At 66.6% G+C, this 23023-nt stretch carries 27 protein-coding genes; 11 read left to right on the top strand and 16 right to left on the bottom strand.

The window, feature by feature from the left end; all coding sequences use genetic code 11:
• The first annotated feature begins 249 nt into the window (after positions 1-249).
• A complete protein-coding gene (locus E0H73_RS45055) occupies positions 250-609 on the top strand; it encodes an MmcQ/YjbR family DNA-binding protein (protein WP_131367402.1) in 360 nt (119 codons plus the stop codon).
• A gap of 11 nt (positions 610-620) precedes the next feature.
• On the opposite strand, the gene E0H73_RS46920 is transcribed toward E0H73_RS45055, so the two are convergent.
• Entirely contained in the window at positions 621-1364 is a 744-nt protein-coding gene (locus E0H73_RS46920; protein WP_202867925.1) for a helix-turn-helix transcriptional regulator, read from the bottom strand.
• Positions 1365-1504: 140 nt separating this feature from the next.
• On the opposite strand from E0H73_RS46920, the gene E0H73_RS45045 reads away from it, so the two are divergent.
• Positions 1505-1849 (top strand): LPXTG cell wall anchor domain-containing protein, encoded by a 345-nt coding sequence (locus E0H73_RS45045; protein ID WP_131367400.1) that lies wholly within the window; start codon positions 1505-1507, stop codon positions 1847-1849.
• Positions 1850-1998: 149 nt separating this feature from the next.
• On the opposite strand, the gene E0H73_RS45040 is transcribed toward E0H73_RS45045, so the two are convergent.
• From E0H73_RS45040 to E0H73_RS44995, 10 genes are read right to left on the bottom strand one after another with little or no spacing between them, the layout of a single operon-like run.
• Positions 1999-2934, bottom strand: a complete 936-nt coding sequence (locus E0H73_RS45040; RefSeq protein ID WP_131367398.1) for a cyclase family protein — start codon at positions 2932-2934, stop codon at positions 1999-2001.
• Positions 2931-3404, bottom strand: coding sequence for a nuclear transport factor 2 family protein (locus tag E0H73_RS45035; protein ID WP_131367397.1), 474 nt, complete (start codon positions 3402-3404; stop codon positions 2931-2933). Before E0H73_RS45035 ends, E0H73_RS45040 begins: the two co-directional genes overlap by 4 nt.
• Positions 3405-3414: 10 nt before the next feature.
• Entirely contained in the window at positions 3415-4197 is a 783-nt protein-coding gene (locus E0H73_RS45030; RefSeq protein ID WP_131367395.1) for a 2-keto-4-pentenoate hydratase, read from the bottom strand.
• Position 4198: 1 nt separating this feature from the next.
• Positions 4199-5296, bottom strand: coding sequence for a mandelate racemase/muconate lactonizing enzyme family protein (locus E0H73_RS45025; protein ID WP_131367394.1), 1098 nt, complete (start codon positions 5294-5296; stop codon positions 4199-4201).
• Positions 5293-6081, bottom strand: a complete 789-nt coding sequence (locus E0H73_RS45020) for an HpcH/HpaI aldolase family protein (RefSeq protein ID WP_165556170.1) — start codon at positions 6079-6081, stop codon at positions 5293-5295. Before E0H73_RS45020 ends, E0H73_RS45025 begins: the two co-directional genes overlap by 4 nt.
• Positions 6078-7307: a glycoside hydrolase family 172 protein gene (locus E0H73_RS45015; protein ID WP_131367391.1), complete on the bottom strand. Its 1230-nt coding sequence runs from the start codon at positions 7305-7307 to the stop codon at positions 6078-6080. Before E0H73_RS45015 ends, E0H73_RS45020 begins: the two co-directional genes overlap by 4 nt.
• Positions 7308-8309: an aldo/keto reductase gene (locus E0H73_RS45010; RefSeq protein WP_131367389.1), complete on the bottom strand. Its 1002-nt coding sequence runs from the start codon at positions 8307-8309 to the stop codon at positions 7308-7310.
• A complete protein-coding gene (locus E0H73_RS45005) occupies positions 8306-9640 on the bottom strand; it encodes an ABC transporter substrate-binding protein (protein ID WP_165556169.1) in 1335 nt (444 codons plus the stop codon). Before E0H73_RS45005 ends, E0H73_RS45010 begins: the two co-directional genes overlap by 4 nt.
• A 37-nt stretch (positions 9641-9677) precedes the next feature.
• Positions 9678-10556, bottom strand: coding sequence for a carbohydrate ABC transporter permease (locus E0H73_RS45000; protein ID WP_131367386.1), 879 nt, complete (start codon positions 10554-10556; stop codon positions 9678-9680).
• A complete protein-coding gene (locus E0H73_RS44995) occupies positions 10556-11524 on the bottom strand; it encodes a carbohydrate ABC transporter permease (RefSeq protein ID WP_131367384.1) in 969 nt (322 codons plus the stop codon). The genes E0H73_RS45000 and E0H73_RS44995 overlap by 1 nt, the downstream gene beginning before the upstream one ends.
• A 210-nt stretch (positions 11525-11734) precedes the next feature.
• On the opposite strand from E0H73_RS44995, the gene E0H73_RS44990 reads away from it, so the two are divergent.
• Positions 11735-12436 carry a GntR family transcriptional regulator gene (locus tag E0H73_RS44990; RefSeq protein WP_131367383.1) on the top strand — a complete coding sequence of 234 codons (702 nt, stop codon included), beginning with the start codon at positions 11735-11737 and terminating at the stop codon, positions 12434-12436.
• A gap of 229 nt (positions 12437-12665) precedes the next feature.
• Complete coding sequence (locus tag E0H73_RS44985; protein WP_131367381.1) at positions 12666-12857, top strand: hypothetical protein; 192 nt, start codon at positions 12666-12668, stop codon at positions 12855-12857.
• Between the two features lie 175 nt (positions 12858-13032).
• Here the strand turns inward: E0H73_RS44985 and E0H73_RS44980 are convergent, their stop codons facing one another.
• Genes E0H73_RS44980 through E0H73_RS44965 form a run of 4 tightly spaced genes read right to left on the bottom strand, consistent with a single transcriptional unit; the run spans position 13033 to position 16811 of the window.
• Positions 13033-13698 (bottom strand): response regulator, encoded by a 666-nt coding sequence (locus E0H73_RS44980; RefSeq protein ID WP_131367379.1) that lies wholly within the window; start codon positions 13696-13698, stop codon positions 13033-13035.
• On the bottom strand, positions 13695-15005 hold the full coding sequence (locus E0H73_RS44975; protein WP_202867924.1) for a sensor histidine kinase: 1311 nt from the start codon (positions 15003-15005) through the stop codon (positions 13695-13697). The genes E0H73_RS44980 and E0H73_RS44975 overlap by 4 nt, the downstream gene beginning before the upstream one ends.
• Positions 15006-15036: 31 nt before the next feature.
• Positions 15037-15885 carry an ABC transporter permease gene (locus E0H73_RS44970; protein ID WP_131367377.1) on the bottom strand — a complete coding sequence of 283 codons (849 nt, stop codon included), beginning with the start codon at positions 15883-15885 and terminating at the stop codon, positions 15037-15039.
• Complete coding sequence (locus tag E0H73_RS44965) at positions 15882-16811, bottom strand: ABC transporter ATP-binding protein (RefSeq protein WP_131367375.1); 930 nt, start codon at positions 16809-16811, stop codon at positions 15882-15884. Before E0H73_RS44965 ends, E0H73_RS44970 begins: the two co-directional genes overlap by 4 nt.
• 761 nt (positions 16812-17572) lie before the next feature.
• On the opposite strand from E0H73_RS44965, the gene E0H73_RS48210 reads away from it, so the two are divergent.
• The 7 genes from E0H73_RS48210 (at position 17573) to E0H73_RS44930 (ending at position 22578) form a co-directional block, all read left to right on the top strand.
• Positions 17573-18154, top strand: a complete 582-nt coding sequence (locus E0H73_RS48210; protein WP_272949208.1) for a 1-aminocyclopropane-1-carboxylate deaminase/D-cysteine desulfhydrase — start codon at positions 17573-17575, stop codon at positions 18152-18154.
• A gap of 21 nt (positions 18155-18175) precedes the next feature.
• Positions 18176-18469 (top strand): hypothetical protein, encoded by a 294-nt coding sequence (locus E0H73_RS47800; protein WP_238164692.1) that lies wholly within the window; start codon positions 18176-18178, stop codon positions 18467-18469.
• 1100 nt (positions 18470-19569) lie between these two features.
• On the top strand, positions 19570-20127 hold the full coding sequence (locus tag E0H73_RS44950; RefSeq protein WP_131367372.1) for a GNAT family N-acetyltransferase: 558 nt from the start codon (positions 19570-19572) through the stop codon (positions 20125-20127).
• Positions 20128-20491: 364 nt separating this feature from the next.
• The gene (locus E0H73_RS44945) at positions 20492-20722 is read left to right on the top strand and encodes a hypothetical protein (RefSeq protein WP_131367370.1); all 231 of its coding nucleotides are present in this window, start codon (positions 20492-20494) and stop codon (positions 20720-20722) included.
• A gap of 475 nt (positions 20723-21197) precedes the next feature.
• The gene (locus E0H73_RS44940; RefSeq protein ID WP_131367368.1) at positions 21198-21395 is read left to right on the top strand and encodes a three-helix bundle dimerization domain-containing protein; all 198 of its coding nucleotides are present in this window, start codon (positions 21198-21200) and stop codon (positions 21393-21395) included.
• A gap of 109 nt (positions 21396-21504) precedes the next feature.
• On the top strand, positions 21505-22011 hold the full coding sequence (locus E0H73_RS44935; RefSeq protein ID WP_131367366.1) for a hypothetical protein: 507 nt from the start codon (positions 21505-21507) through the stop codon (positions 22009-22011).
• A 9-nt stretch (positions 22012-22020) separates the two neighbouring features.
• Entirely contained in the window at positions 22021-22578 is a 558-nt protein-coding gene (locus tag E0H73_RS44930) for a DUF1440 domain-containing protein (RefSeq protein ID WP_131367364.1), read from the top strand.
• Positions 22579-22582: 4 nt separating this feature from the next.
• Here the strand turns inward: E0H73_RS44930 and E0H73_RS44925 are convergent, their stop codons facing one another.
• Positions 22583-22909, bottom strand: a complete 327-nt coding sequence (locus E0H73_RS44925; RefSeq protein WP_131367362.1) for a Rieske (2Fe-2S) protein — start codon at positions 22907-22909, stop codon at positions 22583-22585.
• Between the last annotated feature and the right edge of the window lie 114 nt (positions 22910-23023).

The following is a 23023-nucleotide window of genomic DNA, read 5'->3' as shown; positions in this document are numbered from 1 at the left end:
ACCGACCAAAACCCCGACCAAGCCACGAGGCGCCCGCCCCGGCAACCGGGACGGGCGCCTCACCCTGCCACTTGACAAGAACTCACTCCATATCAGCTGACCACTAACGGGTGGAGCACAGACGCTCGAGTTCCCTTGGCCCTGCCGAGCTTGGCCACTTCAGTTTCCCGCCCGAGACCTCCCGCGCGACATCACCTTGGGTGTGGCCGTGCGGTCAGGGCACTCGAATCGAAAGAGGAGTGGAGCACCTTGGACGCACAAGAGCTGCAGAAGATCGCGGGCGACTTCACTGTGGATCTGCCCGGCGCCGACCTGGAGCATCGTCTCGACCCCGACTGGGATGTTTACAAGGTGGGCGGCAAGGTCTTCATGCTCATGACCGACCTGCCGGGGCGCCCCATCGTGATCCTGAAAGCTGATCCGGACCACGCCGCGGCCCTCCGTGAGCAGTACGCAGACATCACCCCCGGGTATCACATGAACAAGAAGCACTGGATCACGGTGGAAGGCGGGGGCACCGTCGACGAGAAGCTGGTGAAGCAGCTCGTGACTGACTCCTATCATCTCGTGGCGAGCGCGCTTCCGAAGTCCAACCAACCCCGCACCTGAAACCGCCGGAGCTATTCCAAACCGGCGGTGCTCATGGTCGTCACGGCTGCGGTGCGGCTGGTGACACCGAGTCGCTCGTAGATGTGGTTCAGGTGCGTACGTACGGTTCCCTCTGACAACTCCATCCGCCGGGCGATCTGCGTGTTGGTGTAGCCCTGGGCAACGTATTGGAGCAGCTCGAGCTGGCGCGGGGTGAGTGCCGAGGGCGCTCGACGGCGACGCTCCGCGCTCCGGTACGCCGCGATCAGATGCGGCCGCAGCAACGTGAGCACCAGCCGATCCCGCTCATCAAAGTCCCGTCCAGGGCCGCGCCACAGATACAGCCGGGTACTGAGTCCGGGTTCGTCGGGCAGGTAGACCATCAGCGCCCGCGTCCGCCCGCCGCCGTAGTCGATGCCCATCGGGCTCGCCCGCCACTGGCGGTCGGAGACGAAGTCACTCAGCTTGGTCACGTTGACGATGTCACCGGTGCGCTGCCCGTAGTTACAGGCGTCGGACGTCTTGTCGAGCTCCCAGTAGTGCGGGTCCGGAGGGTCGTTGCCGATCTCCACGAACCGGGTCTCGCCAAGGGCTTGTTCGAGCACGAACTCCTCCTGAGCGGGCCGGGCACGGGACAGCTTCATGGAGTCGCTGTGGAACAGGTCGCACAGGCACTCCATCAACTCCCACGGCAACCCGGGGCCGGGATCGTCCACCTTCAAGGCGAGCAGGTCGCGCATCGCGTTCAGATCCCGCCCGCTGATGCCGTCTGCCATGACTCCCTCCCACTGGCGACGCTACGCCGCCGCCGCGCCGGGTGCCATACGCGACTGCGCGTATTCCAGCCCGCCGGCCGCCGACCTAGCGTCGAAACGAATCCGGGATCCGAACCGGACCATCGTCCAGGAGGCGAGCCATGAACCACGCACGCACAGCCATCGCAGCGACCGCACTCGGACTAATCGCTGTCACCCTTGGCGCGACCAACGCAGCGGCAACCCACCCTGCTGAGAACGGCACGTTGCCGGCCCCGGCCGTTACCTACGGCCCGCCGGACTGCCACTGGGCCTACCACCCTTCCGGCGACGCGGTCCCCGTGCCGGAGCCTCCCGTGCAGGCGGCGCTCGGTCCGTCAGACGACACCGGAGCCGAGACCATGCAGGCGGGCGCCTCCGCGCTCGGCGGCGCCTGCCTGGCGCTCACCGGGGTGTGGATCTACCGCCGCCGCCACGCTCTGAACAGCATGGAGAACGAATCATGAGCAAGAACACTGCACACGATCATGGCAGTAGTCGCAGTCCCCCCAACCTACGACCAGGACGAGATTCGGCCCGTCCAACAGCAGAACGGCCTGGACACGACCTCCGTCGCACTGGATCGGCCAAACCACGTCATCTCAGACTTGTGTGTCTACGCGAGTGCCACCGGGCGGAGGGCGAAGCCGGCTGTGATGCCGCGGAGTTTGGGGACCAGGGCGATGTAGCAGAAGCGGTAGGTCCGACTTGCTGCGAGATCCTCCAGGTAATGCAGTTCGCCCATCGGCACCCCTTGTTCGACCAGCAGGTACGCGTGCACCGGCGACTGGTTGTCGCCGTCGACAGGCGGCATCACCTCGACGGTGGACGTGTCGCTGCCGACGAGCATTGCCCCGCACTCCTCTACGAGCCAGCGTGCGCTCTCGAGGGTCAGACCGGCGGTGTCCGGGCCGGTGAGTGCCGGGTGGTCCGCGCCAACCTCGCCCCAGTGCCGCATCGCGCCGGTGCGGATGAGCACGACGTCTCCAGGGCGTATCTCGGCGTCCTGCCGGCGCAGTGCGTCCTGCAGATCGGTCGGAGTGATCGGATGACGCGCGGGAAGCTCGTCCACTCCCGCGGCCGCGGCCACATCGATCAGAACCCCGGGCGCGATGATCGGCGGGAACGTGTGTGCTGCCGATCTCCGCGGCCCGAAGTCCTGGCCGTGCGCCTCCGCGGTTGCGCCGTTGTACCAGTGGTGGTCGGGGCCGAGCGTGGCGTGGCAGAGCCCGTCGATCTGCGTCCCCGCGTGGTCCGAGACGACGACGAGCGACGTGTTGAAGCTGACGCCGGGGGAGCCGAGCTCGGTCCCGGTATCCACCGTGAGCCCGTGTGGCGTGCGGAAGGCGACGACTTCGGTACCGACGTGAGGGCCGGCGAGGAACGACGTTCGATCGACGAGGACGCCGAGATCGTACGCGGTCCCTGTCGTGACGGACTGCAAGGCGGCCAGGCGTGATGCGGCATCGATGGTGTTGAGGGCGCCGATCTCGTCGTCGGCGCCCCACACCCACCCCCAGCCGCGCGACTGCTGCCAGCCGCGCTCGATCATGCCGGATGCTCCCGCGTGATCGGCGACTGCATCGGATAGCCGCGCTGGGCGTAGTCGAAGCCACCGAGTTCGAGCTGTTCGAGATCACTGTCCTGTGGCGAGGCGTAGTACGCGCGGATCTCGCGGATCAGCCCGCTCTCGTCGTCGAAGATGTACCACTCGTCGCCGCGCAGCACCTTGTGCTGATAGGTCTTGAAGTGGGTCCACTCGATGACTGCGCGCGCTGAGGCGGGATCGGTGACGACCTGGTCGACGGTCCAGACCGAGCCGACTGTCTCGACCGCCTTGACCCAGGCCGTGGCGATCGCTTCGGCGCCGACGAAGGGTCCGCCGTACATGCCCGGTGGGAAGTAGTGAACTCCGTCGTCGGCGAAGCAGGCCTGGATCTTCGCGGCGTCGGCCTCGTTGCAGGCGTCGAAGTAGGTACGGATGGTCTGCTCCATCCGCTCGTGCGTGAGAACGCTCGACATGCCATTCCTTTCAGGTGAAGAGACAGGACACGCTGCCCAACGTGTCGAACTCGGCGACGTAGGTCTCGCCGGGCCGCACCGGAGCGGCGCGAGTCATGGAGCCGGACATCACGTAATCGCCCGCCCGGAGTGCCCCGCCGTACTCGGCGATCGCGTTGGCCAGCCAGGCGACCGCAGTCGCCGGATGCCCGAGTACGTCGGTGCCGCTTCCGGTGTCGAACTCCTCGCCGTCGCGGAGCAGCCGGACCCGCTCGGCGATCAGATCGAGCCCGGCGTCGTACTTCGTCTCGGGTCCGAACACGCACCGGGAGCTGCTGCCGTTGTCGGCGACCGTGTCGGCGAACACGATCCGCCAGTCGCGGATCCTGCTGTCGATGATCTCCAACGAGGGCAGCACGGTGACTGTCGCGTTCAGCACGTCCTCGGTCGTGACGTTCGGCCCGCGCAGGTCGTGACCGAGTACGAACGTGATCTCCGGCTCCACCATCGGCGCGATCAGATCCGAGGTGGCGATCGTGCCCCCGGCGGGTACGACCATGTCGTCGAACAGGTGGCCGTAGTCGGGGGTGTCGATACCGAACAGGCCCTGGATCGCCTTGCTGGTGCAGCCGATCTTCCGGCCGACGAGCCGGGCGCCGTGTTCCGTGCGCAGCCGCACGTACTCTTCCTGTACGGCGTACGCCGCGGACGGATCCAGATCCGGATGCCGCTCTGTCAACGGCTCGAACGGGACCGCCTCCTGCTCGGCCAGGTAGATCTCGCGACCGAGCTTCGCCACGAGCTTCGCGTCCATGTCACGCCACCCGGTACTGCGCGAAGGCTTCGTCGGTGAAGGTGGTCGACGCGCCGGGTGTCTCCGAGACGTGGAAGACGCCGGCCCGGATGTCGGCCGGCTCGTGGAACAACTCCTGCAGCCAGGGAATGCACTCGATCATCGGAGCACCGGGATGAGCGACTCCGAGGTGCTGGTGCACCCGCATCATGTCGGCGTGGTGTGGAATGACGGGGACGTGGTACGAGTTGGCCAGGTCGGCGACTGCGAGCCACTCGGTGATGCCGCCGACCCGGGTGGCGTCCACCTGGACCACACCGATGTTCCCGCGCACGATCAGGTCCCGGAACGCCGTCCGGGTGTAGACGTGTTCGCCGACCGCGATCGGGATGCTGGTCGCGTCCGCGATCCGGGCGTGCCCTTCGACGTCGTCGGGGTCGATCGGCTCTTCGAGCCAGCCGATGTCGAACTCGGCGAACCGTTCCGCCCAGGCCACCGCCCGCGTCCGGTTCCAGCGCTGGTTCACGTCGATCATCAGGTCGATGTCCGGTCCGAGTGCGTCGCGTACCGCGGCGACCCGGCGCAGGTCCTCGCGCGGATCTTCCTTGCCGATCTTCATTTTGACGCCGGACCAGCCCTGCTCGACGATCCTCGACATCTCGTCGATCAGTCGTGGGACCTCGAAGTTCAGCCAGCCACCGTCGGTGTTGTACGAGCGCACCTGTCCCTGCTTGTGACCGCCGGCGAGCCGCCACAACGGCAGTCCGCAGTGCTTCGCCTTGAGGTCCCACAGCGCGATGTCCACTGCCGCCAACGCCATGTGCGTGATACCGAGCCGGCCGACCCAGTGCGCGTCGGACCAGTAGAGCCGGTCCCAGTGCCGCTGGGTGTCCAGCGGATCCTCCCCGAGCAGCAGCGGCGCGTAGATCCGGTCCAGGATGTCCTTGATCGCGAAGTCGCCGTGGGTCAGCGTGCTCGTGTAGCCCGTTCCCTCCAGGCCCTCGTCGGTCCGGATGCGGACGCCCGGAAGACCCCAGTTGTCAGCCTGGTTGAACGCATCGGTCACCCGCCGTGGGATCGGCGCGTGCAGGACAAACGACTCCACCTCGACGATTTTCATCGTGATCGGCCCTCCGTGTTCAGGTCGTGAAGCTCTTCCACAGTGCGGCGGAAGCCGGCACTGGCCATCGCGATGTCGGCGGACAGCGTTGCCAGCCGGGCACCTGCCCGCTGCCAGCGTGCGGCGGCGTCCGGCGTCGGGCAGTAGATGCCTGTCCCGACGCCGGCCAGCGCGAGCCGTTCCATCAGGTCACGGACCGTCTCGAGTACGACAGGATGCTCGGGCTCGCCCGGGAGCCCGAGCGAGGCCGACAGATCCACGGGACCGACGAAGACCGCGTCGACACCGGCGACGGACGCGATGTCGTCGAGGGCGGCGAGACCGTCCTTGCCTTCCACCATGACGAGAACAGCGACGCCGGCGTTGGCCGTCGTGAGGAAGGACTCGGCCGCGTCGTAGCCCGCCGCACGGACGTAGGGATTGAGGCTGCGGGACCCCTCCGGCGGGAAGCGGGCGGAGTCGACCGCGTCCCGGGCGTCGTCGGCGCTGTCGACGTGTGGCAGGACCACTCCGTCCACACCGCTGTCGAGTACGCCGCCGATCGTGGCGGGTGTCCGTTCGCCCAACCTGGCCAGGACGTAGACGCCGGCACCGTGCCCGGCCGCCACCAGTCCTGGGAGCTCGGCGACCGCGACCGGTCCGTGCTCGAGGTCGATCACGACGGCGTCGAAGCCCGCGTTCGCCAGGAGTTCCACGAGTTCCAGCCGCGGAATCAGCAGGAAGGTCGCGGTCAGCCTGGTGGTGGGATCCGCGAGGACTTCTCGCAGCGGACGCCGGGTCGTCACGCGAAGGTCCCCAGAAGGTGTTCCGTCTTGTCCCACTCACCGCGGTAGAACGCAGAACCGAGTTCGTCGAAGCGCAGCAGGCCCAACGAGTCTCCGTTCTCGCGCGCACGCCTGGCCGTCGCGATCATCCGCTCGTACAGATCTTGGTGGCGATCGTCGAGCGGTGGCAGGAGATCCGCCCGCGACGGCAGTGTGGGTTGGCGGGTCGCGATCGGGTCCTGGTACCAGTACGCCACCGAGGCGTAGCCGTTGGCGAAGTTGTTGGCATGCCCGTGCTCGATCGTCCACCGGATGTTGCGCTCGAACCGGAGCGGATCGTGCACGTACCAGCGGTACATCCCGGTCAGTCCCGAGAAGTCGGGCGACTCGATCATGTGGAAACCGGTGTACGCCGACGCGTACTCGACGTTCGGGCACGCACCGCCGCCGAAGATCTCCTCCGTCCCGGTGCCGTGGATGCTGGGCGGCCACGTGGCGTCGTCGATGAACACCATGTCGTCGCCCTCGCCGTACCAGCCGCCACCCTTGTTGTGCACCTGGAGGTGGAGGCCGACCATGTGGCCCCGGCCCTCCGTCTCGAGCGCGACGTAGTTGTGCTCGCCGGTGAGGTTGACCGCGTCGTGGAGCGTCTGGTTCGGGGTGTCACCGATCGCCTCGGTGGTGAGCTCCTGCCGGAACTGGGCGTGGAAGTGCAGCGTCTCGTCCGGCAGCGGCTCGGCGTACACGTCGTAGTCGACGTGGAACCACAAGGCGCCGTGCGGACCCCCGAGGGTCTCGGTGCCCCTGTTCTCCAAGGTGATCAGGGCGTGCTCGGCGAACGGCATCGGGAAGTAGCAGTTGAGGCCGTGCGACGGGCCGTAGCCCGGGTTGACCGCCATCATCTGGCTGGAGAACTGCCGGATCCGGGCGTGCGAGAGTCCGAAGAAGTCGCCGAGCGGGACCTCGACCGACGGGACGCTCGAACCCTCCCAGTAGCACCGGACGATCGCGTCGCGGTAGTCGGTGATCCGCGGCATGATCATCGCGGCGTAGAAATGGGTGATGCAGCCCGGGCCGTCGTGCTCCAGGAGCGTGACGGTCTCGCCGGCGCCGACCGAGACCCAGTCGTGGTTCGCGCCGGTCCGGTCCCACGAGCTCGAGCGGCGCGAGCTGGCCCGGACCGGGCGGAGCAGATGACCGGCCTGCAGGGCCTGCAGCGGATGGGTCGTTGTCATGGGCAAGCTCATTCAGATCTCCTCAGGTACGGGCGCGTCGTCGCGGAGCAGCTGCTCTCGCTTCAGGTCGTCCCACAGCGCCGGTGGAATGGGCAGGTCGAACAGAGCCACGTTCTCCTCGAGTTCGGCCGGTGTGCGGGCACCGGTGAGGACGCACGCGACCGCGGGATGGCCGAGCGGGAACTGCAGGGCAGCCGCCTTGACCGGTACGTCGTGCCGCGCGCAGACCGCGCCGATGCGCCGTGCGCGCTCGACGATCTCCGCAGCGGCGTCGGAGTAGTTGTAGTAGGCCTGCTGGTCGGGGTCGATGAGTACGCCGCTGTTGAAGACACCGCCGGTGATCACCGAGATCCCGCGGTCGAGGCACTCCGGCAGCAGGTTGTCGAGTGCGCCCTGCTCCAGCAGCGTGTACCGGCCGGCCAGCAGGAAGCAGTCGAAGTCGCCGGTGCGCGCGAAGTCGGTGAGCATCTCTGCCTGGTTCATGCCGGCGCTGACGGCGCGGATCCGGCCGGCGGCTTTGAGGTCCCGCAAGGCCCGGCGCGCTCCGTCGAGGGCTTCGTCGTAGTGGTCGTCGGGGTCGTGGATGTGGGCGATGTCGACGCTGTCCAGGCCGAGCCGGTCGAGACTTTCCTCGTACGACCGGACCGTGCCGTCGTAGCTGAAGTCATAGATCGGGTTGACCGGCGGAGTGCCGTGGAAGAGCGACGGTTCTTCCGGCTCGACCTCTCGCAGCAGTCGACCGACCTTGGTCGCGACCGCGAACTCATCGCGTGGGAGCTTCGACAGCTTCTGTCCCAGCCAGGTCTCCGAGAGGCCGTGGCCGTACAGGGGAGCGGTGTCGAAGAACCGGATTCCGGCGTCCCAGGCGGCCTGGATGGTGGCGTCCGCGACAGCTGGGTCGGTCGGTTCCGGCCAGCCTCCGAGCGGAGCCGTGCCGAGTCCGAGCCGGGTGACCTCAACGCCGGTACGACCGAGCCGTACCCGTTCCGTTGCCCGGGCCGGCGCCTCGCTCATCGCTCCCGCCCGAGGATCGTCGTCAGTCCGGTGCAGACCTTGTCGACGGCCTGCTGGGTGGACTCCTGGCCGACGATCGCCACCTTGAACTCGTTGTTCCACAGCGTCTGTGCCTCGGCGCCGTTGGCGAACGCCACCGCGGGCTTACGGTTGGACTCCGTGAGCTGGTCGAGGATCAGCTGGTTGTCGGCACGGTGTTGCGCACCGCCGTAGTTGAGCCACTGATTGCTCAACGTGAGGCTCTTCATCGGCGTGATGGAACGACCGCCGTAGATGTCGAGCCAGCTCTGCAGACCTTCCTTGCTCGACAGCCACTTGACCAGCGTCCAAGCCTCGTCACGGCGCTTCGTCGACGCCGAGATCCCCCACATGTCGGTGAACACCGGGATGACCGGTTCCTGGCCTTGCGGACCACGGGGCACCGGCCGCACGGCCCAGTCGAGGCCCTTCTGTGCGATCAGTCCGGGACGCAGCCACGGTCCGAAGATGCCGAACCCGATCGCCCCGCCGAGGAAGGCGGCGTTCTCGGCGTTCTGCGTGCCGAACGATGCGAGCGCACCGGGCGTCGGAGCGGCGTTGTCCTTCACCCTGAGGCCGAAGTAGTAGTCCAGGGCGTCAGCGGACTTCGGGTCGGTGAGCTTGCAGTCCTTGCCCTCGTAGACCTCGCCGCCGTTGGTCCAGACGAACGGCGACCAGTTCCAGTCGGCGTTCACGAGGATCGTGCCCCACTTGGTGACCTTCGTGCCGGTGTTCAGCTTCGTGGTCAGTTCCTTGGCGGTGGCGCGGTACTGCTCCCAGTCCCAGTCCGCGGGCGGCAGCGCGACACCCGCCTTCTTGAACAGCGTCGTGTTGAGGAAGACGATGACGTTGCTCATGTCCTTCGGCATCCCGTAGAGCTTGTCCTCGTACTTGCTGCCGGCAACCGCCTGCGGCCAGTACGCCGACAGGTCGACCTTGTCCTTGGCGACGAGATCGTCCAGCGGGAGCAGGGCCTTGCGCGACGCGAACGACTCGAACTGACCCGAGTTCAGCATCATCACGTCCGGGGGAGCACCGCCGGCGATCATCTGCTGCAGCTTGGTCGAGCCGTACGGTCCGCCGTTCACGATGTTGACGAGCTCGACCTGGATCGACGGGTTCGCGGTCTCGAACTTCTTCAGGAACTGCTGCATCGCCTTCAGTTCCTCGGCTCCCAGCCAGACGGTGACCTGGAGCTTGCCCCCGCTGGTCTGTCCGGATGCTCCGTCGGAGCTGCAGGCGGCGAGCAAAGCGGCGCCGGACACAGCCGCTCCGGCGGCGAGCAGTCCGCGGCGGGTCAGTGTTCTTTCCATCAGTTCCATCTCCCTTGCCAGGTGTGCGCGCCGGCGGTCAGCGACCGGCCGTGGCACTGAGCGTGATGCCGCGAACGAAGTACTTCTGGAACGCGAAGAAGACCAGTACGACGGGAACCGTCATCACGGCGGCGTACGCCATCATGAGGTTGTAGTTGATCCGGAAATCGCCCTGGAACAGGTTCACCGCGAGCGACAACGTCCATTTGTCCTGCGTGTTCAGGTAGACCAGGGGAGCGATGAAGTCGTTCCAGTGCGTCAGCACCGACAAGATGAGGACCGTGGCGAGACCGGGCCGCGCGAGCGGGAGGGCGATGCTCCACCAGGTCCGCAGGAAGCCGGCGCCGTCGAGCCGGGCCGCATCCTCGACCTCGACCGGGATGCTCTTGAAGAACTGCCGGAGCAGGAAGATGTAGATCGGATGACCGAACAGGGACGGGATGATGAGCGGCCAGAGCGTGTTGACCATACCGACGTTGCGGAACAGCACGAACTGCGGGATCAGCGTGACGATGTACGGCAGCATGATCGTGCTGAGCACCACCACGAACAGCGCGTCCCGGCCGGGGAAGCGTAACCGGGCGAAGGCGTAGGCGACGAGCGCTGAGACCCCGACGTTGCCGACCAGCGTCACCAGCGTGATCACCATGGTGTTCTTGAAGAACGTGAGCAGCGGGGCGACGCGGAAGATCTGCAGGTAGTTGCCCCACTCAACCGGGTTGGGGATCCAGCGGATCGGGATCGTGAGCTCCTGCCCGCTGGGCTTGAGTGACGTACTGATGGCATAGGCCATCGGGACGAGAGCGGCGAGCGCGATCACGGTGAGGGCGACGTACGCCGCGGTGCGGCCGGAGAGCTTGATCAGCATCCGGCGCCGGCGGCCGTCCGGTGGGGCAGGGCTTGCGACGTTCACCATCACGCGTCTCCTTCGTAGTAGACCCAGCGCTTCGCGAGCCGGAACTGCCCGAGCGTCAGGATCAAGATGACGAGGAACAAGATCCACGAGAGCACCGACGCGTAGCCCATCGAGAAGTTCTGGAATCCCATTTGGTAGATGTAGAGAACGCCCATCAGCGAGGAGTTCCCGGGCCCGCCCGCGGTCATCACGTACGGCGGGACGAAGACCTGCAGCGCGCCGATCGTGCCGATGATGAGGTTGAAGAAGATCGTCGGCGACAGCATCGGCAGCGTGATGTGCCAGAACCTGCCCAGCGTCCCGGCGCCGTCGATGGCGGCGGCCTCGTGCAGGTGCAGCGGGATGTTCTGCAGGCCGGCCAGGAAGATGATCATCGCGTTCCCGAAGGCCCACACGCCCATGATGATCAGGGCAGGCTTGACCGTGTGGCTGTTGTCGAGCCAGTTCAGCGGACCGATGCCCGCCTTGCCCAGCAGCTCGTTGGCCAGTCCCGAGTTCGGGTTGTAGATGATGAACCACAGGATCGCGGTCGCGACGAACGGGATCTGCGACGGCAGGAACACCGCGGCTCGGTAGATGTTGCGGCCGATGATGTCGAGGTTGAGCAGCAACGCGACCGCCAGCGCCACCACCAGTTGGAGCGGCACGGTCACCGCCGTGTACAGGACGGTGTTCCACAGCACCTCGCGAAACACGTCGTCCTTCACGAGCCGGGTGAAGTTGCCGAAGCCGATCCACTCCGGGCTGGAGATCAGGTCCCAGCGGGTGAACATCAAGTAGGCCGAGAAGGCCATCGGGCCCGCGGTCAGCAGGAGGAAGCCGAGCAGCCAGGGCAGGATCGCGGCGTACCCGGTCAGCGCCTCCCGGCGTTTGAGGGTGAGCCACGGAGCGCGGCTTCGCGGCGTGGACACGCGTCGGCTGCTCTCACGGACGACCGCCGCGGCGCTGTCGCCCTGGCGGTCAACCATGACCCTGCGTCCGCTCAATGGCGCTGCTTCCATGCATCCTATATGGAATGAGCATGTAGTTCTCCTCACTCGGTGGAGAAGGGTTGCGCGCAGGGCTCGATCGAGGAGGGTGCGCGCGAAGTGTGACGTCGGTGGGTCGTCCGAACATCTTCGGCTGGGGGACCCGGGTCTGGGTCGCCTGCTTCCGCCGTGTGCGTTAACATATACGATATGAAAAACGCTGGCAAGGGTTCGCGTCCGTCGTCGCGCACGCACAGACCGTCACGGCAGATCCTTACCGACGGCGCGTACGAGACGATCAAGGAGCTGGTGATGGACAACCAGCTCGAGCCCGGTGAGCGGATCAACATCGAGGAGCTGGCGCGCCAGCTGGAGATCTCCACGACGCCGGTGCGCGAGGCGCTGGCCCGGCTGGAGTCTGACGGCCTTGTCCGCAAGCGGGCGCTGACGGGATATGCCGTCGCGCCGCTGCTCGACCTGGCATCGCTCGGTCACCTGTTCGAGATTCGGCATCTGCTCGAGCCACACGCGGCCGCCAAGGCGGCGAAGCTCGCCACCGACACCGAGCTTGCGAACCTGCGTGAGATGGTCGAGTTGATGCGGACCGATGACATCGGCGACGCCTACGGCCATTACCGGGCATTCGCTGCCCATGACACGGAGTTCCACGCGCTGGTCGCGTGCTACTCGGGGAACCCGATCCTCGAGCAGACTCTGGCCGGACTGCATCTCCAGTGGCACCTCTACCGGCTCCGGTTCGAGCCCGAGGTCGGGCTGGACACGATTGCGGAGCATGCGAGCATCGCGACCGCCATCGTGCAGCGGGACGCAGTGGCCGCCGCGGAGGCCATGCGGGAACATCTCCGGCAGTCCGAGAAGCGGCTGCTGCCGGTCGCCCAAAGGCGCAGCTAGTGGTGGCTCAGGTCAGGTCCTGAGCCGGCCACCGTGGACAACCTCGGCTCCTTGTTCCTGAGCGTTGGGAGACCGGCCGCCAGTGCGGAGAGGGTCCGGACGAGCGTGGGTGAGTCGCCGTCCGGTCGGCCGGAACGTGAGAACGCCGTACCTGATCTCGAGGAGCTGATCAGCTACGGCGTTCGGCGTGGTCATGCAGCGGTGGCTCGGAGTGCCTGGCGAGCCACCCATGGCTGCGGCCCGCTGGTCTGCTCCGGGCGCGGTGATGCAGACCGGCGGCACCGGCGGGAACCTGAGCTTCGGAAGCTGGAACCTGGCCGGCAAGACCGGAACGATCAACAAGAACCTGGCCGTCTGGTTCTCCGGCTACACCCCGAACCCGGCAACTGTGGTCGCCGCGACCCGCCGTACACGAACTTGATCTTCGGCCACAAACTCGACGGCCGTGACATCGCCGACCCGACCGGCTCCGGTACGGTGGGACCACTGGGGGAGTCCACGACGTGCCAGGCCCCCGTCGGCATGACGCGGGAACATTTCGTCACCCCACCTGACCGCGTCCTCGGCAGTCTCGCGAATCAGTTACCGTGACCTGGTCAGGCTGGATTGGGGAAGGCCAGCCCGATGTCGTAGGCGAAGATGACGGCTTGGATGCGGTCGCGGGCGCCGATCTTGGCGAGGACGCGGCCGACGTGGGTCTTCACAGTGGACTCGGACAGATGGAGACGCGCGGCGATCTCCGGGTTCGTCCAGCCGCGGGCGATGGCGACCAGGATCTCGCGTTCCCGCTCGGTGAGTGCCTCGAGTCTCTCCTCGCCCGCGGCCTGGGTTGCGCGCGGCAGGTGGTCTGCGTATGCGTCGAGAAGTCGGCGAGTCAGGCCTGGCGCGATGATTGCGTCGCCGGCAGCGACCGCCCGGATCCCGCCGAGGAGTTCCTCGGGCCGGGCATCCTTCAGCAGGAAGCCGCTGGCGCCGGCACGGAGCGCTGCATGGGCGTACTCGTCCAGGTCGAATGTGGTCAGCACGAGGACTCGCGATCGGTTGCCGGTGGCCACTATTCGGCGGGTGGCTTCGATTCCGTCCAGTCCGGGCATCCTGATGTCCATCAGCACGACGTCAGGGTGGAGCTCGGCTGTTCGCCGCACTGCTTCGGAGCCGCTGCCTGCCTCACCGGCGACCTGCGTGTCCGGAACGGACTCCAGCAGGATGCGTAGTCCGAGCCGGTGCAAGGGCTGGTCGTCGACGATGAGGACTGTCGTCATGGCGTCCTCTCCTGGGCGGGCGCGAAGTCGAGTTCGGTCTGCACGGTCCAGCCGCCACTTCGAGTGCGCCCGGTCGTCACAGTTCCGCCGTACAGCGCCGCGCGTTCTCGCATGCCGATAAGGCCTTGTCCGTCGCCGGAGTCCGCGGCCGGTTCGAAGCCGGCGGCTGGGCCGGTGTCCTCGACCTGGATCCGCAGTCGTTGGTGAACCACTTCGAGTGAGACCCGCGCTTCGGTATCCGGGCCTGCGTGCTTGAGCGCGTTCGTCAGCGCTTCCTGAACGATCCGGTACGTCGCCAGCTGGAGCCCGCGATCGGCCGGGAGCTCGCCCGCGGTGCGATAGCTGACCCGAGGACCGGCCGCGCGGAACCGGTCGCAGAGGCCGTTGACGTCGGCGATACCTGGCTGTGGGCTGAGATCGGGTACGGCAGCGTCGTCTCGGAGCGCGCTGAGCGTCCGCCGGAGATCGTTGAGCGCCTCCCGCCCGGTCTCTCCGATCAGCGTGAGCGCCTGCGCGGACCGATCGGGGTTGACCCGTACGGCGTACGCTCCGCCGTCGGCGAGTCTGATGATCACCGAGAGGTTGTGCCCGAGAATATCGTGCATCTCGCGTGCGACCCGGGCGCGTTCGTCCGCGACCGCGAGCATGCTGCGCTGATCCCGCTCGATCTCCAGCTGCGCGGCCCGGTCGCGCAACGCGGCGAGTTGCGAGCGCCTGATTCGGACGACCAGACCCAGCGCGATCGCGGCCGTGGTGGCACAGACGAGGAAGAACGCTATTTCCGGCACCGCTGCGACGGCGGAGATCCGTACGACGGCCAGTGTCAGCACCGCGACCGTGATTGCACACGCCCAGAGCAAGCGGCGTAGCGAGCTGTGCAGCGTGAGGCTGTAGAGCGCGATGAACAACGCGACGTCGGCGCGAAGGAACACCTGCAGTGACCATTGCGCGGCGAAGACTGCCGCCGTCATGACGAACGCCGTCATGGGCGCCCGCCGGCGAAGAAGCAGCGGGAGTATCAGCCCGGCCTGGAAGGCGACCACCGCGCCGAGCGGAACCTGGTTGAACACCCCTTCGAGTTCATGTGGTCCCTCACCGCGCAGCAGGTCCGGCAGGCAGAACAGCACAAACGCGCCGACGACGACCAGGGTGTCGAGGGCCCACGGCCGAGCGCGGTCGGCCCGACGCAGCCGCCGCCCGATCCGGCCGAAGTGGAGTACCAGGGGGTGCCGCCACAACGGATCGGGGTCGGCGGCGGTCTGCATGCCCGCCGCCTGTACCGCGCCACCGCCAGTCAGTGTGCTCACCTGTCCATTGTTACCGTCGATCGCGAGGGGATCAGGCGTCGCTTCGGGACAGGCGCCAGGCCGCGCCCGCGAGAGCGATCGCAGTCCATGCAGCGAAGACCAGGAGTCCGAAGCCGGGCGCGAGGGTGTGCGGTGCCTGGTGCAATGCGTACATGGCCTGGCCGGCCTCGCTGGGCAGGTACGGCTGGATGGCGTTGTGCCAGGCGGTCGGAAGCAAGGAGATGAGCCCTGGCACCAGCATCAGCGTCGCGACCAAGGCTGAGATCGCGCCGGCAACCGATCGCAGCATCGCCCCGAGAGCTACCCCGATCACCCCGACCAGACCGAGGTAGACCGTCGCACCGAGCAGGCTCCGGACCACACCCGAGTCGGAGATCGTCAACGCCGCCGGCGTGCCGCTCAGGATCCCGCTGTCGACCAGGAACGTCGCGAATCCTCCGACCAGTGCGAGCACCAGGGCCACGACGCCGTACACGGTGGCCTTCGACCACAGCACCGGGAGTCGCCGCGGTACGGCGGCGAGTGTCGAGCGGATCATGCCGGTCGAGTACTCGCCTGCGGTGACAAGTACGCCGAGCACGCCGAGCGCCAGCTGCGACAGTGGAACCCCGAACAACGACAGGCTGAGCGTTGTCGCGCCCGCGAAGTCCGGGTCCAGCTGCCGGCCCGAGTTGAGGCTGGAACGGTATCGGGCCGCCGCGATGATGCCAAAGGCAACCAAGAACAGGAGTCCCAGACCCAGGGTGATCCAGGTGGAGCGTAACGACCACAGCTTGGTCCACTCCGAGCGCAGTACGCGGCGGCCGGTGACTCGATAGTCCGGCTTCGGCGCGGCTGCGGATCCGCCGCCGGCTGGGCGAGGTTCGGTGACGACACTCATGCCGCACGCTCCGCGAGGCCGGTGGTGCCGTGGTAGACGACGTCGTCGCGGGTCAGGTCCATGAACGCAGCCTCCAGCGAAACCTTCGCGGTCGTCAGCTCGTACAGCGCGATGCCGTGCTCGGCGGCGGTGGCACCGACCGCGCGGGCCGACAGGCCGGTGATCTCCAGCTCCTCGGCGCCGGCCTGCCCGAGAACCTCGACGCCGGGTCCGGCCAGCACATCGCGCAAGCGCGCGGGATCGGCGGTCGCCACCCGAACGGTGTCCCCACCGGACTGCCGGACCAGGTCGTCGACAGTCGTGTCGGCCAGAAGGCGGCCGCGACCGACGATGATCAACCGGTCTGCGACCAGCGCCATCTCGCTCATCAGGTGAGACGAGACGAACACGGTCCGTCCCTCCGCGGCGAGGCCGATGAGCAGGTTGCGGATCCACAGCACGCCTTCCGGATCCAGCCCGTTCACTGGCTCGTCGAGCATGACGGTGGCTGGATCACCGAGCAGGGCAGCGGCGATTCCCAGGCGTTGTCCCATTCCCAGCGAGAACTGGCCGGCGCGCTTCTTCGCCACCGACTGCAGGCCGGTCAGCTCGATCACCTCGTCGACCCGTCGGCTCGGAATGCCGTGGGTCTGGGCCTGCGCCAGTAGGTGGTTGTAGGCCGACCGGCCCGGATGGACGGACTTGGCCTCCAGCAAGGCGCCGACCTCCTGGAGCGGAGCGGTGTGCTCGCGGTACTGCTGCCCGTTGACAGTGACCGAGCCGCCGGTGGGCGAGTCGAGCCCGATGATCATCCGCATCGTCGTCGACTTGCCTGCGCCGTTCGGCCCGAGGAACCCCGTCACGGCACCCGGTCGTACGGCGAACTCCAAACCGTCGACCGCCGTCGTATCGCCGTACCGCTTGGTGAGCTGTCGTGCCTCGATCATCGCGTCGCCCTCGACTCCGGGAGCCGGCCCTCCCGGCCTCCTCGCCAACCAACCTAGGAATCAGCAGACGCCGAACCCTGGTACCGCGGCCCCATCTTTGACGGCTTCGTCGTACCGCGGTACTACGGGATCGACGGGTCAGCCCAGGGTCTTCAGGAGTGCCTGGACGGCCTGCTGCTCGTCGCTCGCCTTCCTGGTTCCGCGGACCGAGGTGACGAGGGCGTCGTTCTGGCTGTCGATGTAGTCCCGGGCCTTGCCGTCGAGCGGACGTACTTCTCGGCCGGGTTCGGGCCTTCGCTCTCCGCGGCCGCGTTGGCGTGGGGTTGCGCGGACGCCCAGTTCAGAAGGATGCCGGCGGCAATGGTGGCAGCGGCCATGACACCGACGAGCGGCCACTCGCGACGCGGCTGGTGGTACCTCGGTGTGCGCTCGTGGTGACCTTCGATGACGTCGGATCTGGTCAGGTGAGCAGGAGCGCTGGTCGGACCTCGCCGCGAGATAGATGTCGCCACAGTGCTCAGAGACGTGTCGACGTGCGGTCAGATCGTGCCCGAACAGGGGTCGAAGGTCTTCCATAAATGATCAACGTTCGGCTGGTGAACCTGCCGAAATAGTCGTTGCAGAGCGCTGACACGCCTCGAATGCAAGATGTGTGGCGGCGTTGCGTATGTCTTCTCGGACGGTGACCGCGGCGGTGCGAGTGGCGCGTTGTGTGTCTGCGCGTGGACGAGTGGTGGGGCGGTTCGTGCGACGCTGGCGGTGTGGAGGATCTTGCGGGGCTTCGGTTGCCGTCGCCGGTGGTTGAGGTTGACGATGAGCGGCTGAGGGCTGCGGGGGTTCGGGTTCTGGTGAAGCGGGATGATCTGATTCATCCGGAGGTGCCCGGTGACAAGTGGCGGAAGTTGAAGTACAACATCGCGACTGCTCGGGACTTGGGATTCGAGACGCTGCTGACGTTTGGTGGGGCGTACTCGAATCACATCCAGGCTACTGCTGCGGTCGGGCCGTACTTCGGTTTCAGCACGGTCGGCGTGATCCGCGGTGAGGAGCATCTGCCGCTCAACTCGTCACTTCAGTACGCGGTCTCGCGCGGGATGCGGCTCGCTTACCTGGACCGCACGACGTACCGGGCCAAAACTTCGGCCGCTGTGATCGAGGCGCTACATGAGGAGTTCGGCGACTTCTATCTGATCCCGAGGGAGGCAGCAACGCGGACGCGGTCCGCGGTTGCGCGGAGTTGCCGGCCGAGTTGGATGCGTCCGTTGATGTCGTGTTCTGTGCGGTTGGTACCGGAGGAACGCTTGCTGGTGTGGCTGCAGCTCTGCGACCGGATCAGTTGGTGATCGGGGTTCCGGTTCTGAAAAGTGGCGCGTTCCTGGAGGGGCGACATCGTTGGGCTGCAAGAGCAGGTGTACGGCGCACGCACTGGATCGTGGCGGCTCGAGTGTGGCTATCACCTCGGTGGCTACGCCAAGCGGACGGCTCAGCTGGACGAGTTCATCGACGACTTCGAGGCGCGGCATGGTCTGCGGTTGAACTGGGTGTACGAAGCGAAGATGATGTACGCGCTGTTCGATCAGGTAGCTCGCAACGTGTTTCCGAGAGGTACGACGATCGTTGCCTTGATCAGCGGATCTGGCGAAGTTCCGGAGATCTGAGGACCAGGCATCCAGCCACTCCAGGTGCCACTCACCTGAGTTGACGATGAAGTTCTTGCCGAAGCCGAGCCAGCGGCCACTCATGCCTCGGGCGTGGGGGCTGACGATCAGTTGGATGGTGCCGTGGTAGACGGCGCCGCGGTAGTACCCCAGGGGTGATGTTCGCTCTTTCCAGGTTCCCGTGGCGATGGCTCCGCTGACTGACAGGTCGAGTGTGAGTCGTGATTCGCCGTCGACGGGATCGCTGGTGCCGTGGAGCCGGCGGCCGGTGTGGTGGAGGCGGATGGTGTGTTCGCCTTGCATGTTGGCGTCGCGGCCCGAAGAGAAGTAGCTGTACCTGGAGAGCCACAGGCCGCTGAGGTTGCCACTCGTCGCTCGCGCTGTGTCGAGATTCGAGTGGTCGGTTAGGTCAATGACGAGGTCGGCCACGGAGCACTGGTAGAGCTCGGCCAGGCGGGCGAGAACATCGAGGGATGGGGCGTAGCCGGTCGGCGCGGGCCACTGCTCCCAGTAGGAGAAGTTCTTGAGCTCTTGGGGTCGTCGGGCCAGTGCTGGTTCCATTGGTCGGCGGCGTCGCGCTGGCTCCAGTCGTGGGCGAGGCGGAACGCCACCCGTGGGTTCACGCCGTACCGGTCGGCGAAGGCGTCGGCGATCTCGGCCCAGGTTGATCCCTGGCCGCGCAGTTCGGCTGCCCAGTCTAGTCGCTCCTGGCGCAGGCTGCTGGCCCTGGCGGGATGTGCACCAGCGTTGACGCTCGTGTGGACCATGGTGCCCCGTTGCGCGGGGAGGTTTGAGTTCAATGGTCACTGGCTGTCTCGGTGGTTCCTACGTGCTGCTGACGGCAGATTTGGAGCACGGCCAGGGCGGTGGGTTGAGCCCGGAGCGTGCGCGGGGCGGTGCGCGGTTCCCCTGCCCTGCCGCCCTTTCCGATCCAAGTGATGGAACTGATTTTGGAGGATGGGACTGTGGACGTGACCGAGCAGGGAGCACGTGATTGGCCGGTGCTTCGCTCTGCGCACAGGAATGCTGATCAGGGCACGAGCCAACGACGTGGCAACCGCCTGAGACCGATACGCGCACGAGACGTTGAGGACGCTTCTGTGACCCCTGATGGTATTGCGCTGCGCCACTCCACCGTGATCGACGATGTGTGGAGCACGATGATCGAGGTGTACGCCGACGTACGTGCGGATCAGCTGCATCTGCCGCACTACTCGGTTGAGCGGTTCGGGGAGCAGCTTGCGCGGCATGCGTCGGATCCCGGGTGGGAGGTTGTCATCGGGTACGACGCGGGGGAGCCGGTCGGGTTTGCGTACGCGAACAGCCTCACGTCCGACGATCGCTGGTGGCGCCGGATGACCACTCCGCTGCCCGACGACTGCACGGATACGCCGACTGTGGCGGTGAAAGAGATCATGCTGCGCAAGCCGTGGCGGGGTCAGGGGATCGCCCTGCTGATCCACGACGAACTTCTCCGCGATCGCCCCGAGGCGCAGGTGTCGTTGCTGGTCAACGCCTTGAACGGCGACGGGAAGGTCAAGGCGCTCTACGAATCTTGGGGCTACGAGCCGATCAGTACACAGCAGCCGTCGGTCGATGGCCCGGTCCTGACCGCCATGCTCCGGCGAACTCGCCCCGCATCACGATCTGCAGGTTGAGTCGGCACGCAAGCCACCTGCAGCAATCAGAGGGGCTAGTCGCTATGAAGTCGGTGCTGGACCGGCCGATCGGGGAGATCTGGCTCGGTTGGACGGCGCCTTGAGGCTGGAGGTGTCCTACAACCACGAAACGCGGGTGGCTGATGTTTCCATCAGGCCTACCCGCGTGTGGTTAGCATGCGTGTCCGAGGAGGGACACGCACCTTAACCACACGCCTCGAGCTCGACAGCGGTGCGGCTGCTCGGACCCCGTAGCCGCTGATTTCCACCCGAGGTTGATCACCGTCTGTCGGTGAGCGAAGCATCTTACTGGCAAGGGATTCAGGGTCGTCGCGTGCCCCGTCGGCTGAGCACCGGAGGAATCATGGCCAACGATCCAGGTGGTTTCGACGCCGATATCAAGCCACTGTTCCGCGAGAAGGACCGGCAATCGATGCTCAGGTTCTTCGACCTCTGGGCGTACGACGACGTCAGCCGGCATGCCGACGCCATCCTCGCGCGCCCCCGCCAAGGCACGATGCCCTGCGACGGCTCCTGGCCCCCAGAGCAGATCGACCTCTTCCAACGGTGGGCAGAAACCGGGAAGTCGCAATAGCCGCTGAGTCGGCGAGGTACCTGCACGACGAACTGCGCCGAGCGACGACGGTCCCGCCCTGCCTGAGCCGGCCTGTCCGACACATGTCCCGGGGTCCGCTCGGGACTCTGTCGGAGGCGCCGGCGTACGTCCGAGCCAAAGACTTCGAGTCAAGGGCAACGCGGGTGTCGCTGCCGGTCGACGGCGGCGACTCGTTCGACTGGAAGCGAGGATGTGCGATGGCGTAGCCGGCCTCGGCGTCCACGGTCACCGGCACCTCGACAGCCCGTGCGATCCGCGCGGCCGCGACCACTGCCCTCGCCGTCGCCGCGTCCCAGACATTCGGGCGCAGCAGGGGGAGCACCCCGCCCGGAAGTGCCAGACGACGCGATCAGTCAACAATCCCGGATGCGCGATGATGTTGCTTGCAGCAATAACGTTGATCAAATGTTGGATGGGTCTTGTGTGGGCCAGGCTCAGTTGCCATCGTGGACGCATGAACAGGTCAGATGAGGACCGCGCAATCACCGAGGTGATCGACCGGCTGGCCAAGCAGTTTCCGCGGGTTCCGGCGGAGCAGGTTGCCCAGGCGGTGAGTCAGTCTCGTCCCGAGTTCGAGGAGGTGCCCGTCCGGGACTTTGTGCCGTTGTTCGTCGAGAGAGGCGCCAAAGCGCGGCTGCGTGAAATGGCATAGTCACGTTTCGTGCACGATAGGATCAAGTGCTTGCCAGGAATGGTGTAGGTCTGGTGCGGTGCTGCCTCAATCTCAGCGCGGTGAACAGCCGATGGGAGGAGGCGTACCGGTGTCGAACAGTGCGGAAGATTCCCTGCAGGAAGCGGGCGCGGCGTTGCGTCACGCGGTCGAGATTCTGCGTCGGCGTCCGGCCGACGACGTGGCCGCGAAATGTCTGGTCGCCGAGGTTCATGAGCTGCGGTCCCTGATGTCGACCGTGGCCTTGTTGATGACGTCGATCGAATTGCCGCGGTTCGTGGGTTGGCTCGATCAGCAGACGAACGAGAACGCGGCCGCCGTGCTGGACGAGGCCGACGCCGATCTGACCGCCGCCTTCGACCACCTGAACAGCGCAGCAGCCTGCCTGACAGGCGTCAGACAAAGCTCGACACCCTGCGCTGATCGAGGCGGCGAAGAAGATCTGCCGCCGATGCAGTCGCGAACGCGTACCACGTCGCTTGCACTGGGGAAAGCACCCGTGGATTCCCCGGGTGCGACGGTCGCTCCTCGGGAGCACCGTTGTTACTCAGAGAGCCGCGCGGCATTCAGCCGCTTTGACCTCGGGCTCTGTGAGTAGGGAGAGACGATGTTGAAAGGTAACGCGAAGCAGGCGGGCCGCACGCCGATGACGCCACTGGGAGCCGTGATCCGTGGATCGGCTGCTGCGGCCGTCGGCACACTTGCCATGGACGTCCTGCTGTACGGCCGGTACCGCAAGGAGGCCGGCAAGAGCGGGTTCCCGCGCTGGGAGTTCTCGGCCGACGTCCACAATTGGGATGAGGCGCCTGCACCTGCCCAGGTTGGCAAGCGGCTCTTCGAAGGGCTGTTCCGTCGTGAGTTGCCGGACCGCCGGGCGGCCCTGGTCAACAACGTCATGCACTGGGGATTCGGGATCCTCAACGGTGCCGTGTACGGCGTACTGGCAGGATCCGTGCCAGAGCCCAAGGTCCGCCACGGCGCCCTCTTCGGCGCGGGTGTGTGGGCGAGCGGCTACGTGACGCTGCCCGCTGCCGGGCTCTACGAACCGATCTGGAAGTACGACGGCCGTGTCCTCGCCAAGGACCTCAGCGCACACCTGGTCTACGGCCTGACGACCGCCACCGCCTTCCGGATTCTCGACTACGTGCGCAAGCCGCGGAAGTGAACGGCTACAGGCGGATTGCGATCTCGCTGTCGCGGTCCTGCACCTCGTAGACCTTGAGGGGCTTCACGGCCGGACCGTTGACCACGGCACCGTTCGTGACGTCGTACCTGGAACCGTGGCACTGGCACATGACCGTCCGCCCGGTCAGCAGGCCTCCCGAGAGAGGGCATGACTGATCGCCACACGTGCACAGGTCATCGAAGGCATAAAGCCGGCCGCCGACACGGGCGATCGAGACTCGGATCTTGCGATCGCTGAAGTAGTAGGGCACGACGGTGTCGTCAGCGATGGGTTCGACGGCACGGAACGTCCTCACTGGGAGCTCGGTCATCGGGTGCTCCTCGTCCTAGTGCCGCGCGTCTGAGGTCTTCTGACGGTTGGCCTTCTTAAGGATCTGGTCTGCGGTCTTGGTCCAGGCGAAGGGGTGGGATCGGTCGTTCCAGCC

The sequence above is a fragment of the Kribbella pittospori genome (assembly GCF_004331465.1).
GTDB lineage: Bacteria > Actinomycetota > Actinomycetes > Propionibacteriales > Kribbellaceae > Kribbella > Kribbella pittospori.
The sequence above is the reverse complement of the archived record's forward strand: the minus strand, read 5'-3'. Positions and strand labels throughout refer to the sequence as shown.